This is a genomic window from Ruegeria sp. L12 (assembly GCF_056531745.1).
The window spans coordinates 114,692-129,427 of sequence record NZ_JBQFMH010000002.1 but is presented as its reverse complement, the minus strand read 5'-3'; the positions used below and the strand labels follow the sequence as shown (position 1 = coordinate 129,427).

Genomic DNA, 14,736 nt, shown 5'->3' with positions numbered 1-14,736 from the left:
CAGGCTGCCTCATTTTCCCTTGGCAGGCTTCATCGACGTCATGAAGATGGCCGCCACAATCAAGACCGCCCCAACAATGGCCAGCGATGTGATCGTTGCTCCCAGAAACAGCGCGGAATTCACAAATGTGAACACCACCGAGGCGGCAAACATCAGGGTTGCAGTCAGTGTCGAGACCCGGGCTGCAGCCTCATACCAAAGGTAGTAGGCCAGCGCCGTTGGCAACACGCCCAACAGGATCAGGAATACCACATCGTTTGCCGAGGGCATCTGCAGAGAAAACGCCGCCAGAGGCATCAGCAGAACACCGGCGCACAAGAATATCCCGAACAGAAAGTTCAGCCGTTCAACCGTTGTTTCCGACGATTGCATAGCCCGGCTGCTGGAGATCAGAAACACAGCCCAGCTCAGCCCTGCGCCAATCTCCATCAAGTCGCCCAACAGAGGGTCCCCTCCGCCTTCAAAATCCCGGTAAACGGTGAGAAATACACCGAATATGGCCAAGGCCGTCGCCAGAACCTCGGTGCGGCCGACAGGGGTATCGGCAAAGAAATAGAGGAATATCAACACGAAGAACGGGGCGGTATTTTCAAGCACCATCGCATTTGCGGCACCTGTGTGTTCCAGACCGATATGGAAGAGAATGTAGTTCACCACCGTTGACAACACTGCCAGCCGGAAATTCCAGTCGCCAAACCGGATCGAAACCCCCGCGCCCATCAGGCGCAACATGCAATACATGGCAAGGGCCGCGATAAACAGCCGCGACACGGCAATCTGCAACCCACCCAGATCGCTGGTCAGATATCTTACGATTACGCTGTGCGTGCCCCACAAAAACGCAGCAAGAAAGCCAAGAACCAACCCATTGTGCAGCAACGATGATTTCTGCGATTGATCCTGCACCGGCGGCTCCGCGCGTTACTTCAACTGGCTATCCTTCGATCCGCGCCGATTTATCCCACCACGGGCCTTGAAACTGCTGTCACGCTCCTGCTGGCAGTCCAGGCATAGCTTGACGCCCGGCAGTGCAGCGCGGCGTTTCTCGGGGATCGGTTCTTCGCATTCGGCGCAATGGGTCAGGCTTTCGCCGACAGGGCGCTTTTGCGCCTGCATCCGCGCCAGTTCGTCGGATATCGACGCTTCGATCTGTTCGCTTACCGCGCCGTCGCGCGCCCAACCGCCCGCCATGGAACCCTCCTGATCCGGTCAGAGCAGAATAATCGAGACGCCCCGTCCGTGGCAAGTTACAGCGATATGGCGCTGTCAAAGACCTGATCGATCACCTCTTGTGTGCCGCGTGCGAATTCAAGCGGACAGGGATATTCGGCCCCGTCCCGCACCGTCCGGCAGAATGCCTCGACCTGCAGCTTATAGTGATCATCACCGGGAAAACGGGCCACCTGAACCTCAAGCCCTGGGCGATGCAATTCGACCCGCGCTTCACCAAAGACCCGCGCATTGAAGGGCGCGGTCAGGCGGATCACACCGCCTTCGCCATGAAACTCCATCTCTTGATGTGGGTGCATCCGGGTCGAGACATAGGCCGAATAGGTAAAACCCGGAAACTGCGCGCGAATTTCGGTGAAAACGTCAACATCGTTCTCCCACCGGATCGCACCGCTGACAACGGTCGGCTCTTGCCCGGTGGCATATCGCGTGCTGCCGATCACGTAGACGCCAATGTCGCGCAACCCGCCCCCACCGGTTTCCGGTCGGTTGCGAATGTTATGCGTATCGGCACGGTTGTCGTAGCTGAAGACGCCGGTCACATGCACAAGCTTGCCGATTACCCCGTCCGAGATTAGCTTGCGGGCCAACTGCCATTGTGGGTGATGCACGATCATATAGGCCTCGGCCGCCAGCAACCCGGTCTGATCCCGCTTGGCGATCAACTGGTCGAACTCCCCGGCCCGCATCGTCATCGGTTTTTCGCACAGCACATGCTTGCCTGCATCCAGTGCCCTAAGGCTCCATTCAACGTGCAGATGATTGGGCAACGGGATGTAGACCGCGTCGATGCCGGGATCGGCCAGCAGGTCATCGTAGCTTTGATAAACGCGGAGATCGGGGCAAAAATGCTGGAACGGTTCGGCCTTGGAAGGGTCGGATGTCGCCAGCCCGGCAAGGCGCGCGCCGTCGGCGGCGTGGATGGCAGGGCCCATCTGTTGACGGGCGAATTTCGAGGCCCCCAGAATGCCCCACTGAATCGGCTTTTGCATGAATGCCCCCTCGCCCATACTTCGTTAGCGCTATCGTATCCTTATCAGCACAGATCCACTCTGTCATGCCCATCGGTATTGATCTGGCGCAGGAAAAACCGGCCTGACAAGTATCAGACCGGTATTCAGAGTTCGGCAGAGCGGACGGATCAAACCGAGCCCAGCATGCCCTTCTCTCGCGCCAGTTCACGCATTTTTTTCTGCAGTTTCTCAAACGCGCGCACTTCGATCTGGCGAATACGCTCGCGGCTGACATTGTACTGCGTGCTGAGTTCCTCAAGCGTGACCGGCTGATCCATCAACCGGCGTTGGGTCAGAATGTCCTTTTCCCGATCATTCAGCACATCCAGCGCAGCGGCGAGCAACTCGCGCCGGGCCTCAAGCTCATCGCGCGCCTCATAATCACCAGCCTGGTCGGCATCCTCGTCCTCCAACCAGTCCTGCCATTGCATGGTGCCTTCGCCTTCGGACCCGACGGTCGCGTTCAGCGAGGCATCGCCCCCGGACATCCGGCGGTTCATGCTGATCACTTCATCCTCGGTCACGCCGAGGTCTTCCGCAATTCTGGCGACGTTTTCAGGTCGAAGATCGCCCTCTTCCAGCGCTCCAATGCGAGCCTTGGCCTTGCGCAGATTGAAGAACAACTTCTTCTGCGCCGAGGTCGTGCCCAGCTTCACCATCGACCACGACCGCAGGACATATTCCTGGATCGAGGCGCGAATCCACCACATGGCATAGGTCGCCAGACGGAAGCCCTTTTCGGGGTCGAACTTTTTGACCGCCTGCATCAGGCCCACATTGGCCTCGGAAATCACCTCGGCCTGCGGCAGGCCATAGCCGCGATACCCCATGGCGATCTTGGCCGCCAGACGCAGGTGCGACGTGACCATCTTATGCGCAGCCTCGGTATCCTGTTCCTCGACCCAGCGCTTGGCCAGCATATATTCTTCCTCCGGCTCCAGCAGGGGAAACTTGCGAATCTCCTGCATATAGCGGTTCAGACCACCCTCGGGTGTCGGTGCCGGAAGATTTGAGTAATTTGCCATTTATTTCTGCCCCTTGGACAAATGTTTAAGCCCTTAACATGGGATATGGGTACCAGACCCGATACATTCAAGAGGATCAGTTACCAGTCTGAAATTAACCTGATGTAAAGAAAAGCTAAAATTGGCCAAATCACAAGCCTTTGCGTTTTATGTCACTGGCTCCCGCAACGCGGTAAGCAGGTCTTCCATATCCGTGGGCAGCGGCGCCTCAAAGCGCAGCATCTGACCCGAGACCGGGTGTTCAAAGCCCAAAACGGCAGCATGCAGCGCCTGCCGCGGGAAGATCCGTACGGCCTCGGCGGCCTCGGGCGCAAAGGCGCGTGCGGCCAGTTTGCGTTTGCCGCCATAGACAGGATCGCCGACCAGGCTGTGCCCCGCATGGGCCATGTGGACCCGGATTTGGTGGGTACGGCCGGTCTCAAGCCAGCACTCGATCAACGAGATGCCTCCGGGCGCGCCAAAAACCTCAACGATCCGCGCCCGCGTCACAGCGTGGCGGCCACCGTGAAACAGCACGGCCTGCTTTTGCCGGTCGGTTTTGTGCCGCGCCAGTTGCGTGGTCAGGCGCATGATGTTGCCCGGCTCAAAACTGACACCTTTTATCCCCCGCAAGCGGGGATCATTGGCATCGGGCACACCATAGCAAACGGCCCTGTAATAGCGTTCGACGCTATGCGCCTCGAACTGAGAAGCCAGCCCGTGATGCGCAGCGTCCGATTTGGCCACCACCAGCAGGCCGCTGGTTTCCTTGTCGATCCGGTGCACGATACCCGGACGTTTGACGCCCCCCACACCCGAGAGATCATCGCCGCAGTGATGCAGCAGCGCATTGACCAGCGTCCCGTTCGGAGAGCCCGGCGCAGGATGCACCACCATCCCCGCAGGCTTGTTGATCACAATCAGGTCGTGATCCTCATAGACGACATCCAGCGGGATATCCTCGGGGCCGATATGGCTGTCTTCGGCCTCGGCCACGGTAATCCCAACCTGCGCACCCTCGGCAATCCGGGCCTTGGGGTCATTGACAATCGCACCATTGACCGTCACCGCGCCATCGCCGATCAGGCGGGTCAGCCGGGTGCGCGACAGGTTCTCTTCCGCTGGCACATCCCGCGCAAGCGCCTTATCAAGGCGGGGCGGCGGAGCGGCCGCAATGTGAAACTCTATCAGGCGGGTGCCCATGACTGTCCCTTCCGAACCTCAGGAACCGCAGGAAACACCGCAGCTGCGACTGCTGCGGCGCATGGTCATGCTGTTGACCGCGGTAATGATTGGCGGGGTTCTAGTGACATTCGCCCTGATTGTCATCCGCCTATCGGACCGCACCCCGACCCTGCCGGATCAGATCGAATTGCCCGATGGCGCACGCGCACAGGCCCTGACCATCGGCAGCAACTGGTATGCGGTTGTGACCGACGACAATCGCATCCTGATCTTCGACAAGACGACCGGAAAACAGCGTCAGGAAATTGCGCTGGATTAGACCGGGCGCGCTTTGCTCAGGTCCGGGGTGATCCGAATTGTGTCTCCGAGCGTCATGGGTGTGGGATCAGCGTTGATCAACCGGGCGGGAATGCTCGTGGCCGCAGCCAATGCATCGGCCAAGGGAACACCCACCTCTTGCGTCAGCACCCTGACCGCTGTGGTCAGGTCAAGATCGGCCCCGGCCAGTGTGCCATCCTGCAGCGTCAACCTGCCCTGCTCTCGCCGGATAAGCCGCCCTTCCAATCGGAATTCCTGCAGATCAGTGCCTGCGACGGCCATCGCGTCGCTGACAAGGAAAATCTGACCGGGGCCGCGTTTGGCTGCAAAAGCGGTGCGCATTGATTCAGGATGGACGTGCACGGTATCCGCGATCAAACCGGACGAAAGGTCTCCGCTGGACAAGACCGCGCCAACCAGACCGGGTTCACGGCTGCCAAACTGGCTCATCGCATTGAACAGATGTGTCGCGCAGCGCGCGCCAGCCTTTACATAGGTCATACAAACGTCGAACGGCGCATCGGTGTGGCCAAGTGAGACGATCACACCGGCCCGTGTCAGAGCCTCAACCTGATCAACCGTCACATTTTCGGGCGCCAGAGTGATCATAAGGGCGGGCAACGCGCGGGCCGCCGCCAGATACTGGTCAAGGTCGCGATCTTGCATCGGGCGGATCAGGGCACCATCATGCGCCCCCTTTCGCTTGACCGACAGATGCGGCCCTTCAAGGTGCAGGCCCACAATGCCGGGAACCCCACGCTGGGCAGCCTCGGTCGCGGCCTCAATGGCGGCGGTGGTTTTTTCGGGCGTGTCGGTGATCAGCGTCGGCAGGATCGACACCGCCCCCAAACCGCGATGCGCCTCCGCGATCCGCTGCAGGGTTGCGACCGAGGGATCATCGTTGAACATCACCCCGCCCCCGCCGTTCACTTGCAGATCGACGTAACCGGGGCTGAGGATATCGCCGGAAAGGTCCTCGATCTCGGTGTCAGACGGCAGATCGGTCCTCGGCACAATTGCATCGAGCACACCATCGACGAACCGTGCGGCGTGGTCGGCAAACAGGGCCTCTCCGTCAAAGATCGGGCCACCCGCGAAGGTGATGGTTGACGCGCTCATACCGTTTCCGTCACTTTGCGCAGGTGGCGCGGGGTGTCGGGATTGATGCCGCGACCCGTGGCGACGGTTTCGACCATGCCGTAGAAAGACGCGATCGAGGCAACGGGGTCGGTCATCCAATGCGCTGTCCGGACATGCGGTAACGAGATCGCGTCCTTCACGCGGTCGGTCGTTGCAAAGACCTTCGCGCCCTTGGCGGCCAGAGCGTCGGCAACCTCGGCAATATTGGCCTCGGCCGCGTCGCCCGAGGAAATCGCGAGCACCGGAAAGCCCTGGTCCACGATGGAGACCGGCCCGTGCAGCACCTCGGCGGACGAATAGCTTTCGGCGTGAATCTGGCAGGTCTCTTTGAATTTCAGCGCGGCCTCGTTCGAAATGGCCCAGGATGTCCCACGCCCCAACGTATACAGCGACTGGCCGTTGATCGCCTCGACCACACTGCCCCAATCACAGGTGATGGCTTGCGCCAGATCTTCGGGCAGCTTTCGGATCGCCGACAGCAATGCACCATCGCCCTTGACCTCGGCCAGCAGCCACAGCCCTGCAACCAGCGAAGTGACGAAGGTCTTGGTCGCCGCCACGCTCAGTTCCGGCCCCGCATGGATGGGCAGCGCGGCCGAGGCCACACCTGCCAGCGCCGATTCCGTGTTGTTTGTAATCGCAACCGAATAGGCTCCGCCCTGCGTCAGCGATTGGGTCAAGCGCACGATATCGGGGCTTTGGCCAGATTGCGAAACCGAGACACACAGCGCGCCGGGGCAGCGCATATCTACACCATAGATCGATTTGACGCTTGGGCCGACCGAAGCCATAGGCAGCCCCAGCAACAGTTCCGAAGCGTATTTCAGATAACTGCAGGCATGATCGGATGAACCCCGTGCAACCGAGATCAGAAAACTTGGATCATGCGCCCGGACCGCTTTCGCAGCCTGTTCGATTGTCTCTGCACCATTGGTCAAAAGACGATCAACCGCGTGCGGTATCTCGTTGATTTCATGACGCATTTGCGTGTTTGAAGTGGACATTGCACGCGGCCTTTCAGTTTGACAGACGCAGCTCTGCCACGAAATCGTAGGCATCGCCGTGATAGATGGATCGGGTGAGTTCCGCGACACGCCCGCTTTCCAGATAGGACGTGCGCTGAATGCGCAGCCCGGCGGTACCTTCGGCAACCTCCAGCAGGCGCGCCTCGGGGGCTTCCAGGTTGATGGCCGAAATTTTCTGGATCGCGCGCACCGGGCGATGGCCCGATTGCTCCAGAAACGCATAGAGCGATCCTGTGACCTCGGTCGGGTTGGGCAGGATGTCCAGCGGCAGCGCCGCGCGTTCCAACGCCATCGGGCGCCCTCCGGCGGCGCGCAAACGGTGGATGCGGGCGACCTGATCATTGGCCGACAGGCCCAGCGCCAGCATCTCATCCGGCGACGGCAGGAAAATCCCCCGCTCCAGCCAGGTTGAGGTCGTCTCGAACCCGCGCCGCTCCATGTCCTCGGTGAACGAGGTGAGGTGCGACAGCGACTGCTCGACCCTCGTGACCGGTTCCCGTACGAATGAACCCGAGCCCTGCCGCTGTTCAATCGTGCCCTTGCGCACCAGTTCCTGAATGGCCTTGCGCACGGTGACACGGGACAAGTCGGTGATTTCTGCGATCTCACGCTCGGGCGGAAGCGAGCTGTTGGGCGGCAGGATGCCTTCCGCGATCCCCTGCTCAAGCCGTTGACGCAACTGCACATAACGCGGACCGGCGGTCTGTCCCAACCAACCTTCGGGCCTCAGGAAATCAGCAACGCTCATGTTCGATCTCCTCCTTGAAGGCGTGGGCCAGCGCGATTGCACCCGATAGCGGGTCACCTGATGGCTGTCTCAAGTCCCGCCGCATGGGGTCTGGCAGATAGGCGGCATAATGCGGCCCGATTCCCCCGGTCAGACAGATCCGAAGACCCGGTGCCCAGCCCATCTTTTCCATCCGATCCCGCAGATATTCCGCGCTCGCCTGCATGATTGACGCCGCATGCTCATCCCCCTGCCCGGCAAGATGTGTAACGACAGGCGCCAGAGCGCCGAATTCAGTCGGGGACAGGACGGAGGCGGCTTCGACGATGCCAGCCGTCCCGTTGAACCGAGACAAAAGCTGCGCCGTCAGTTCGGACGATGCACACAGCCCATCGGCACAGTCCAACACGCGGGACAATGCCTGCCGGCCGACCCATTGGGCCGAGGCCTGATCCCCCAGAGCCGGCCCCCAGCCCCCGGCAAAACGCGCGCGCCCATCGCGCTGCGCCGCCAGGAATGACCCGGTGCCGCAATGGGCCACAAACCCGTCATCCGGCCCCAACGCCCCGCGCAGGGCCGACGGCCTGTCATCCTCGATCCGCACATGCGCAAATGGCAGCGCCTGTGCAAGGCGATCCGCAATGACCGGCCCGGTGATCCCTGCCAGCCCCAGATAGGCGGGCACCTTGGCAATTTGAATCTGGTCAATACCGGCCTGACCTCGAACGGCAGTAAGGCCCCGCATCAGTTCGGCGCAGGCGGCTTCAAAATCAGTCGACACATTCGCCGCTCCGACTTCGACCTGCCAGACCCGCCCACCAGTAGACAACGCAAGGCGACACCGCGTGCCACCCCCATCGACTGCCAGAGCAAGTGTATCGGAAGAAAGAGTCATGAAAATACCTTTACAATACCTTTTTCACATTTAGAAGACCCAAATGAAACCAAATCTGCAATTATTCCTCAAATACAGCGCGAAAAATAAAATGGTAGACTAATGGTATCTAAAAGGTATGATACTAAGACACCGGGGGAGAATCACTTGAGCACACCAGTGACAGAACAGCTGCATCAGGATGCGATCGGACTCGACGCACGCCCGCTGGCGGAAGTTGCCGCGCTTCTGGCTCAATCCCAGGCCTCCGCCGCCTCTGCGCCTTTGACCGCTGCGGAACCAATCTGCGCCGGAGCGTTAACCATGGCCGAAACAATCCGGGCAGGTGGCATTCTGCGTTACCTGGCTGCGGGCTCTTCCGGTCTGATGGCTGCAGCGGACGCGCTGGAGCTTGGCGGTACATTCTCGATCCCCGCTGACCAAATCCGTATTCACATGGCTGGCGGCCTGCCTTCCGGTGTGGAAATGCCCGGAGGTGTCGAGGATATCTCGGCCACCCTAACGGATGAACTTGCCGATCTGTCCACCAAGGATACGCTGATCGCCGTCTCGGCCAGCGGGACAACCCCCTACACCATCGCAGCCGCCCGGATCGCACGCGACAAGGGCGCTACTGTCATCGGAATCGCCAACAACGCGGAAACCGAGCTTCTGCAATTGTCGGATCACGCCATCCATTTGCCAACGCCGCCCGAACTGGTTTCCGGATCGACCCGGATGGGGGCAGGCACGGCGCAGAAAATCGCGCTGAACATGCTTTCGACCCTGATGGCCCTGGAACTGGGGCATATTCAGGACGGCATGATGATCAACCTGCGCGCAGATAATGACAAGCTGCGCGCTCGCGCCAACGGAATCGTGTGTCAATTGACGGGTGTCCGCCCCGAACTGGCCGCATCGGCGCTGACGGCAGCGGATGGCAACTTAAAGTGCGCGGCCCTGCTGGCGGCGGGCGCTGCGACACGGGACGCAGCGCAGGCGATGCTGCGCGACACCAATGATCACCTCCGCCCTGCGCTGGAGCGACTTAAGCAAAACCAAGAAACCATCAACCTGGGAGACACCAAATGAAACGCAAAGTTCTGAGCCTTGCCTTAATGAGCACGGCGCTGGTCACAAGCGCCTATGCGCAAGAGGCCACGCTGACCATCGAAAGCTGGCGTAACGACGATCTGGCCTTGTGGCAGGAAAAGATCATTCCGGCGTTCGAGGCCGAGCACCCCGGCATCAAAGTGATCTTCTCACCCTCCGCTCCGGCTGAATACAACGCCGTGCTGAACTCGAAACTCGAGGCCGGATCGGCTGGTGATCTGATCACCTGCCGCCCGTTTGATGCTTCGCTGGCGCTGTATGAAGGCGGACATCTGACCGATCTGTCCGATCTGGAGGCGATGGGCAATTTCTCGGACGTTGCGAAATCAGCATGGCAGACAGATGACGGATCGGCCAGCTTCTGCGTACCGATGGCGTCGGTGATCCACGGCTTTATCTATAATAAGGACGCCTTCAACGAGTTGGGCATCGAAGCCCCCACCACCGAAGCGGAGTTTTTTGCCGCGTTGGACAAGATCAAAGAAGACGGCACCTATATCCCGATGGCGATGGGCACCAATGATCAGTGGGAAGCCGCGACAATGGGCTATAACAACATCGGCCCGAACTATTGGAAGGGTGAAGAAGGCCGTCAGGCACTGATCAAGGGCGAGCAAAAGCTGACCGATCCTCAGTGGGTTGCGCCATATGCGACCCTCGCCAAGTGGGCCGACTATCTCGGTGACGGGTATGAGGCACAGACCTATCCCGACAGCCAGAATCTGTTCACGCTGGGCCGCGCCGCGGTTTATCCGGCAGGTAGCTGGGAGATTTCGGGTTTCAATACACAGGCCGATTTCGAAATGGGCGCATTCAAGCCGCCAGTCCAGAACGCGGGCGACACCTGCTATATCTCGGATCACACCGATATCGGCATCGGTATGAACGCCGCGAGCGAAAATCAGGAAGCTGCACGCACCTTCCTGGCCTGGGTTGCCAGCCCCGAATTCGCCAGCATCTTTGGCAATGCCCTGCCCGGCTTCTTCCCGCTCTCCAGCACTCCGGTTGAATTGGAAGACCCATTGGCCAAGGAAATCGTCGGCTGGCGTGAGGAATGCGAAAGCACGATCCGCTCGACCTACCAGATCCTGTCGCGCGGCACGCCGAACCTGGAAAACGAGACCTGGGGTGCATCCGTTGCAGCCATCAAGGGTGCCGAGACACCCGAAGCGCTGGGTCAGCAACTGCAAGACGGTCTGGCCAGCTGGTACGCACCGCATCAGTAACACCCAGGCCACTCACACCGGACGCGGCCACCGCGTCGCGTCCGAACCTTTTTCCCCGGAGATTCCCATGCAGACCCGCCGCATACGCTGGCACATTGCCGTTTTCCTCGCCCCTGCGGTGTTGGTCTATACGGCGGTGATGATCTTCCCCTTGTTCAACACTCTGCGCCTCGCACTGTTCACCGAGGTCGATCAGATACGTATCTACGTGGGCCTGCAGAATTTCCGCACCCTATTCTTCGATCCGATCTGGTCCGAGCAGTTCTGGAACGCTTTGGGCAACAACTTCTGGTTCTTCCTGATCCACATGCTGGTGCAGAACCCGATTGGCATCGCACTCGCTGCACTACTTTCGCATCCCCGCCTGCGGTTTGCAGCGCTCTACCGGTCCGCGATTTTCATTCCGACCATTCTGAGCTTTGTCATTGTCGGATTCGCGTGGAAATTAATCTTGTCCCCGCTTTGGGGCATTGCACCTTCGATGCTGGACGCAGTTGGTCTTAAGTCTCTGTTTGCACCATGGCTGGGCAAGGAAGAATACGCGCTGACGACACTGGCACTTGTCTCGGTCTGGCAATTCGTCGGCATCCCGATGATGTTGATCTATGCCGCCCTGCTGTCGATCCCCGAAGAGATCCTTGAGGCCGGAGAAATAGACGGCATCACCGGAGCCTCGGCATTCTGGAAGATCAAACTGCCGTTGATCATTCCTTCAATCGGAATCATCTCAATCCTGACTTTTGTAGGCAATTTCAACGCATTCGACCTGATCTACGTCTCGCAAGGCGCGCTGGCAGGGCCGGATTTCTCAACTGATATTCTGGGCACCTTCATGTACCGCACCTTCTTTGGCTTCCAGCTGCAACTGGGCGACCCGCATATGGGCTCCGCCATCGCTGGCGCCATGTTTGCCATCATCCTTGTGGGTGTCTGTATCTACCTCTTCGGCATCCAGACCCGGATGCGCCGGTATCAGCTGTGAGGATCGCCGGATGAACAAAGCACGCCATAACCCGCTGAACACGGCCGCCATGCATGGGGCGCTGATCCTCTACACATTGATCGCCCTCTTCCCGGTCTTCGTGATCATCATCAACAGCTTCAAAACGCGCCGCTCGATTTTCCGCGAGCCACTCGCCCTGCCCGATTCCGAAAGCTTCTCGCTGATCGGCTACCAGACGGTGATGAAACAAGGGGATTTCTTCCTCTACTTCCAGAACTCGCTGATCGTGACCGTGGTATCGCTGGCTTTTGTTCTGTTGTTCGGCGCAATGGCTGCTTTTGCGCTGAGCGAGTACAAGTTCAAGGGCAATACCCTGATGGGCCTCTATCTGGCGCTTGGGATCATGATCCCGATCCGCATCGGCACCGTTGCAATACTTGAGATGATGGTCGCAACCGGGTTGGTGAACACCCTCTGGGCCCTGATCCTTGTCTATACCGCTCAAGGTCTGCCGCTGGCTGTGTTCATCCTGTCCGAGTTCATGCGGCAGGTTTCGGACGATCTGAAAAACGCAGGTCGCGTCGACGGGTTGTCAGAATACACGATCTTCTTCCGATTGGTCCTGCCGCTGGTCCGCCCGGCCATGGCGACGGTCGCTGTGTTCAACATGATCCCGATCTGGAACGACCTCTGGTTCCCGCTGATCCTCGCCCCGTCAGAAGAGACCAAAACCCTGACGCTGGGCAGCCAGGTTTTCATTGGCCAGTTCGTTACCGACTGGAACGCGGTTCTGTCGGCGCTCAGCATGGCGATCCTGCCGGTGCTGGTGCTCTACGTCATCTTCTCGCGTCAACTTATCCGGGGCATCACATCAGGAGCTGTCAAATGACTCGTGTTCTGATCGCCGGCCTCGGCAATATGGGCCTGAGCCACGCCTTGGCCCATCACAATCACCCGGACGCGCAGATTGTCGGGCTGGTAAACCGCTCTGGCCGTGTGGATCATCCTGATCTGTCGATATATCCGGCCTATTCCGATTTTCACGCTGCTCTGGCAGAGACGAACCCCGATCTGGTGGTGGTTGCCACCTATTCCGACAGCCACGCCGATTTCGCCTGCGCGACAATGGAAGCCGGGGCACATGTGTTCGTGGAAAAACCACTGGCAACCACCGTGGCCGATGCCAAGCGCGTTATTGCGAAAGCTATCGAGACCAACCGCAAATTGGTGATCGGCTACATCCTGCGGCATCACCCCTCATGGATGCGCCTGATCTCCGAGGCGCGCGGTCTTGGCGGGCCGTATGTGTTCCGCCTGAACCTCAACCAGCAAAGCAGCGGGGCCGAGTGGGAAACGCACAAGGCGCTGATGCAGACCACCTCTCCCATCGTCGATTGCGGCGTCCATTATGTCGACGTGATGTGCCAGATCACGGACTCAGACCCCGTGCGCGTCCACGGCATGGGCCTGCGCCTGAGCGACGAGATCGCCGAAGACATGTACAATTACGGCCAATTTCAGGTGGTCTTCGAAGATGGCTCGGTCGGCTGGTACGAGGCCGGTTGGGGTCCAATGATGTCCGAGACTGCGTTCTTCGTAAAAGACATCGTTTCGCCCAATGGCTCGGTCTCGATCACCGATGGCAATAAGGGCGCATCGGCGGATATTGACGGCCACACCAAGGTCGGTGGCCTTCTGATCCATCGCACCGAAGGTGATACTCAAATCGATATGCCCGACGAGCCCGGCCATCAGGAGCTCTGCGATGCTGAGCAAGCCTATATGCTGCGCGCCATCGCCGAGGATATCGACCTGACCCGCCACATGAACGACGCCGTGCAATCGCTGGCCATCTGTCTGGCCGCAGACGAAAGCATCCGCACCGGCCAACCCATTTCGCTGAAAGAGGCAAACACATGACCGCCCTGACGCTTACGAACGTGAACAAATCCTTCGGCTCCGTCGAGGTTCTCAAGGATATCAATATTGAGGTGGAAGATGGCGAATTCGTCGTCTTCGTTGGGCCATCGGGCTGCGGCAAGTCCACCCTTCTGCGCGTGATCGCCGGTTTGGAAGACGTGACTTCGGGCGAAGTGCGCATTGGCGGCGAACTGATGAACCTCACCCCTCCGTCGAAGCGCGGCATCGCGATGGTGTTCCAGAGCTATGCGCTCTACCCCCATCTAAACGTGCGCAAGAACATGTCGCTGGCGCTGAAACAGGAAGGTCAGAGCAAACAGGTCATCGAGGAACGCGTCGCCAAGGCCAGCAGGATGCTGAACCTTGAGCCCTATATCGACCGGTACCCTTCGGAACTTTCCGGCGGCCAACGCCAGCGCGTCGCCATCGGCCGCGCCATCGTTCGCGAACCCAAACTGTTCCTGTTTGACGAGCCGCTGTCCAATCTGGACGCCGCCCTGCGCATGAACACAAGGTTGGAAATCGCCAATTTGCACCAGCAGCTTGATGCCTCGATGATCTACGTCACCCACGACCAGACCGAGGCGATGACGCTGGCCGACAAGATTGTCGTCCTGCGCGACGGGCGCGTTGAACAGGTCGGCAGCCCGATGGAGCTGTATAACAACCCTGCCAACCAGTTCGTCGCGGGGTTCCTCGGAGCGCCGTCGATGAATTTCTTTCCGGCCAGCCTGTTAGGTGAAGGCGCAGACACCACCGTCGGCATCCGCCCGGAAGACCTGTTCCTGTCCGATGATGGCCCGATCACCGCGCATGTCACCCATGTTGAACACCTTGGCGGCGACACCAATGTAATCGCCAGAACGCAGGATCACCAGATCACCGCGCGCCTGTTCGGCCAACATAGCGTCACAACAGGTCAGACTGTCCGCATGGGCTATTCCTCGGACCGCACCTACCGCTTTGATCCCGGTGGCGCGCGGATGACATGAGGAGACCCGGTGGGCGGCGTCGAGCC

Annotated in this window: 16 protein-coding genes; 7 read left to right on the top strand and 9 right to left on the bottom strand. The window is 59.7% G+C overall.

Translation table 11 applies throughout. The annotated features are described in order from the left end of the window. Positions 1 to 9: 9 nt before the first annotated feature. The 5 genes from ACR0K9_RS03600 to ACR0K9_RS03580 form a co-directional block, all read right to left on the bottom strand. Positions 10 to 906, bottom strand: a complete 897-nt coding sequence (locus ACR0K9_RS03600) for a DMT family transporter (protein ID WP_480820835.1) — start codon at positions 904 to 906, stop codon at positions 10 to 12. A 15-nt stretch (positions 907 to 921) separates the two neighbouring features. Further along, entirely contained in the window at positions 922 to 1,191 is a 270-nt protein-coding gene (locus tag ACR0K9_RS03595; protein WP_480532961.1) for a DksA/TraR family C4-type zinc finger protein, read from the bottom strand. Between the two features lie 56 nt (positions 1,192 to 1,247). Next, entirely contained in the window at positions 1,248 to 2,222 is a 975-nt protein-coding gene (locus tag ACR0K9_RS03590) for a Gfo/Idh/MocA family protein (protein ID WP_480820833.1), read from the bottom strand. A 149-nt stretch (positions 2,223 to 2,371) separates the two neighbouring features. Then, a complete protein-coding gene (rpoH, locus tag ACR0K9_RS03585; RefSeq protein ID WP_480532965.1) occupies positions 2,372 to 3,268 on the bottom strand; it encodes an RNA polymerase sigma factor RpoH in 897 nt (298 codons plus the stop codon). 147 nt (positions 3,269 to 3,415) lie between these two features. Continuing rightward, complete coding sequence (locus tag ACR0K9_RS03580) at positions 3,416 to 4,450, bottom strand: RluA family pseudouridine synthase (protein WP_480820831.1); 1,035 nt, start codon at positions 4,448 to 4,450, stop codon at positions 3,416 to 3,418. Between ACR0K9_RS03580 and ACR0K9_RS03575 the strand changes: the two genes are divergently transcribed. Next, positions 4,449 to 4,751 (top strand): DUF6476 family protein, encoded by a 303-nt coding sequence (locus tag ACR0K9_RS03575; protein WP_480820829.1) that lies wholly within the window; start codon positions 4,449 to 4,451, stop codon positions 4,749 to 4,751. The genes ACR0K9_RS03580 and ACR0K9_RS03575 overlap by 2 nt on opposite strands. On the opposite strand, the gene nagA is transcribed toward ACR0K9_RS03575, so the two are convergent. Genes nagA through ACR0K9_RS03555 form a run of 4 tightly spaced genes read right to left on the bottom strand, consistent with a single transcriptional unit; the run spans position 4,748 to position 8,537 of the window. Beyond that, positions 4,748 to 5,869, bottom strand: coding sequence for an N-acetylglucosamine-6-phosphate deacetylase (gene nagA, locus ACR0K9_RS03570; RefSeq protein ID WP_480820828.1), 1,122 nt, complete (start codon positions 5,867 to 5,869; stop codon positions 4,748 to 4,750). The two genes, ACR0K9_RS03575 and nagA, sit on opposite strands and share 4 nt — an antisense overlap. Beyond that, on the bottom strand, positions 5,866 to 6,894 hold the full coding sequence (locus ACR0K9_RS03565) for an SIS domain-containing protein (protein WP_480820826.1): 1,029 nt from the start codon (positions 6,892 to 6,894) through the stop codon (positions 5,866 to 5,868). The genes nagA and ACR0K9_RS03565 overlap by 4 nt, the downstream gene beginning before the upstream one ends. A 13-nt stretch (positions 6,895 to 6,907) precedes the next feature. After that, positions 6,908 to 7,663, bottom strand: a complete 756-nt coding sequence (locus tag ACR0K9_RS03560) for a GntR family transcriptional regulator (protein ID WP_480532978.1) — start codon at positions 7,661 to 7,663, stop codon at positions 6,908 to 6,910. Then, positions 7,650 to 8,537: a glucosamine kinase nucleotide-binding domain-containing protein gene (locus tag ACR0K9_RS03555; protein WP_480820824.1), complete on the bottom strand. Its 888-nt coding sequence runs from the start codon at positions 8,535 to 8,537 to the stop codon at positions 7,650 to 7,652. Before ACR0K9_RS03555 ends, ACR0K9_RS03560 begins: the two co-directional genes overlap by 14 nt. A 147-nt stretch (positions 8,538 to 8,684) precedes the next feature. Between ACR0K9_RS03555 and ACR0K9_RS03550 the strand changes: the two genes are divergently transcribed. From ACR0K9_RS03550 to ACR0K9_RS03525, 6 genes are all read left to right on the top strand, one after another. Continuing rightward, positions 8,685 to 9,608 (top strand): N-acetylmuramic acid 6-phosphate etherase, encoded by a 924-nt coding sequence (locus ACR0K9_RS03550; protein WP_480820822.1) that lies wholly within the window; start codon positions 8,685 to 8,687, stop codon positions 9,606 to 9,608. Beyond that, the gene (locus ACR0K9_RS03545) at positions 9,605 to 10,855 is read left to right on the top strand and encodes an ABC transporter substrate-binding protein (protein ID WP_480820820.1); all 1,251 of its coding nucleotides are present in this window, start codon (positions 9,605 to 9,607) and stop codon (positions 10,853 to 10,855) included. The genes ACR0K9_RS03550 and ACR0K9_RS03545 overlap by 4 nt, the downstream gene beginning before the upstream one ends. 67 nt (positions 10,856 to 10,922) lie before the next feature. Then, positions 10,923 to 11,837 (top strand): carbohydrate ABC transporter permease, encoded by a 915-nt coding sequence (locus ACR0K9_RS03540; protein ID WP_480820818.1) that lies wholly within the window; start codon positions 10,923 to 10,925, stop codon positions 11,835 to 11,837. A gap of 10 nt (positions 11,838 to 11,847) precedes the next feature. Beyond that, the gene (locus tag ACR0K9_RS03535; RefSeq protein WP_480532986.1) at positions 11,848 to 12,687 is read left to right on the top strand and encodes a carbohydrate ABC transporter permease; all 840 of its coding nucleotides are present in this window, start codon (positions 11,848 to 11,850) and stop codon (positions 12,685 to 12,687) included. Then, complete coding sequence (locus ACR0K9_RS03530) at positions 12,684 to 13,718, top strand: Gfo/Idh/MocA family protein (protein ID WP_480820816.1); 1,035 nt, start codon at positions 12,684 to 12,686, stop codon at positions 13,716 to 13,718. The genes ACR0K9_RS03535 and ACR0K9_RS03530 overlap by 4 nt, the downstream gene beginning before the upstream one ends. After that, positions 13,715 to 14,710, top strand: coding sequence for an ABC transporter ATP-binding protein (locus ACR0K9_RS03525; RefSeq protein WP_480820814.1), 996 nt, complete (start codon positions 13,715 to 13,717; stop codon positions 14,708 to 14,710). The genes ACR0K9_RS03530 and ACR0K9_RS03525 overlap by 4 nt, the downstream gene beginning before the upstream one ends. The last annotated feature ends 26 nt before the right edge of the window (positions 14,711 to 14,736 follow it).